This is a genomic window from Okeania sp. SIO2B9 (assembly GCF_010672505.1).
Lineage (GTDB): Bacteria > Cyanobacteriota > Cyanobacteriia > Cyanobacteriales > Microcoleaceae > Okeania > Okeania hirsuta.
Genome location: NZ_JAAHGK010001546.1, coordinates 1 through 1,551 on the forward strand (window position 1 = coordinate 1; position 1,551 = coordinate 1,551).

The 1,551-nt window shown below is 34.2% G+C and carries 1 protein-coding gene; it reads left to right on the forward strand.

The genetic code is table 11. From position 1 onward, the window contains the following. The first annotated feature begins 132 nt into the window (after nucleotides 1–132). Nucleotides 133–1,425 (forward strand): cryptochrome/photolyase family protein, encoded by a 1,293-nt coding sequence (locus tag F6K13_RS32465; RefSeq protein WP_287289815.1) that lies wholly within the window; start codon nucleotides 133–135, stop codon nucleotides 1,423–1,425. Nucleotides 1,426–1,551 lie beyond the last annotated feature (126 nt).

The following is a 1,551-nucleotide window of genomic DNA, read 5'->3' on the forward strand; positions in this document are numbered from 1 at the left end:
AATGATTTTATATTTTTGATGAACAGGATTTTGGATTTGATAATTGCTAGAATGACTAATTAATAGTTTTTTTTAGTTAAAGTCTAAACTAATTTTTGGTAATATCATTCCATAATGTGCAACCCCCTATTTATGAATATAGGAATCTGGGTCTTAGGAGACCAAATCAATATTAATCAAGCAGCTCTTCAAAGTTGCACTGAAAAAGATAACATTTTTGTGATTATGATTGAATCCTTAGAACATATCCAAGTTCGACCATACCATCAGCAAAAATTGGTCTTAATTTGGTCAGCTATGCGTCATTTTGCCGTTGAGTTGCGTCAAGCAGGTTGGCAAGTTACACACACAGTATCCACAGATTTTGAAACACCACTTAAACACTGGATCGAAACTAATCAAATTACTGAACTACGGGTAATGAAACCCAATGATAAACCTTTTCTTGAAGTCATTAAAAATCTCCAAATCCCCTGCGATCTTACAATAATTCCTAATAACTTGTTTATTTGGCATGAAACAGAATTTAAGGAATGGGTTAGAAAGAGAAAACGCTTATTAATGGAATATTTTTATCGAGAAGGACGTAAACGTTTAAAAATTTTAATGAATCAAAATAAACCTGTAGGAGAAAAATGGAATTTTGACAAAGAAAACCGCAAATATCCCAAAGGCAAATTAAATACACCACAAACTTTATGGTTTCAACCAGATGAAATTACTAGAGAAGTTATTAATCAAGTTAAAGACTTGAATTTTACTAAATATGGAGAAATAGAGCCTTTTCGTTGGGCGGTAACTCGTCAACAAGCACTGCAAGTACTAGACAATTTTATTCAAAATAGTTTGCCTAATTTTGGTGATTATCAAGATGCTATGGTAACAGGGGAAGAAACCTTATGGCATTCTCTACTTTCTCCCTATATTAATCTTGGTTTGCTACATCCTTTAGAAGTAATTAAAAAAGTAGAGTTAGCTGATCAAAATCAACAATTAAAACTAAATAGTGTGGAAGGTTTTATTCGGCAAATTTTAGGTTGGCGAGAATATATGCGGGGTGTTTATCTTCTCATGGATCATGAATATTCCCAGTCTAATTGGTTTAACCATAATCAACCACTTCCAGAGTTTTTCTGGGATGCCAATAAAACAGATATGAATTGTTTACATCAAGTTCTAATTCAAGTACAAAATACAGGTTATGCTCATCATATTCAACGTTTAATGGTATTAAGTAATTTTGCTTTAATTTCTGGTATTTCTCCTCAAGAAGTAGAAAATTGGTTTCATGCAGCATTTATTGATGCTTATGATTGGGTCATGCAAACTAATGTTCTGGGAATGGGATTATTTGCTGATGGAGGTATTCTGGCATCAAAACCTTATGCTGCTTCTGCAAATTACATCAACAAAATGAGCGATTAATGAACTACCCCGCCGTGTAGACGGACGGGGTTTCTAAGTCCCCGTCAACAAAGTCCGCACTTTGAGATTTTGAGCGCTTCATTTGCCCCAGTTGCCTCATCGAGCCTGTATGTTTACGGGTCGAAT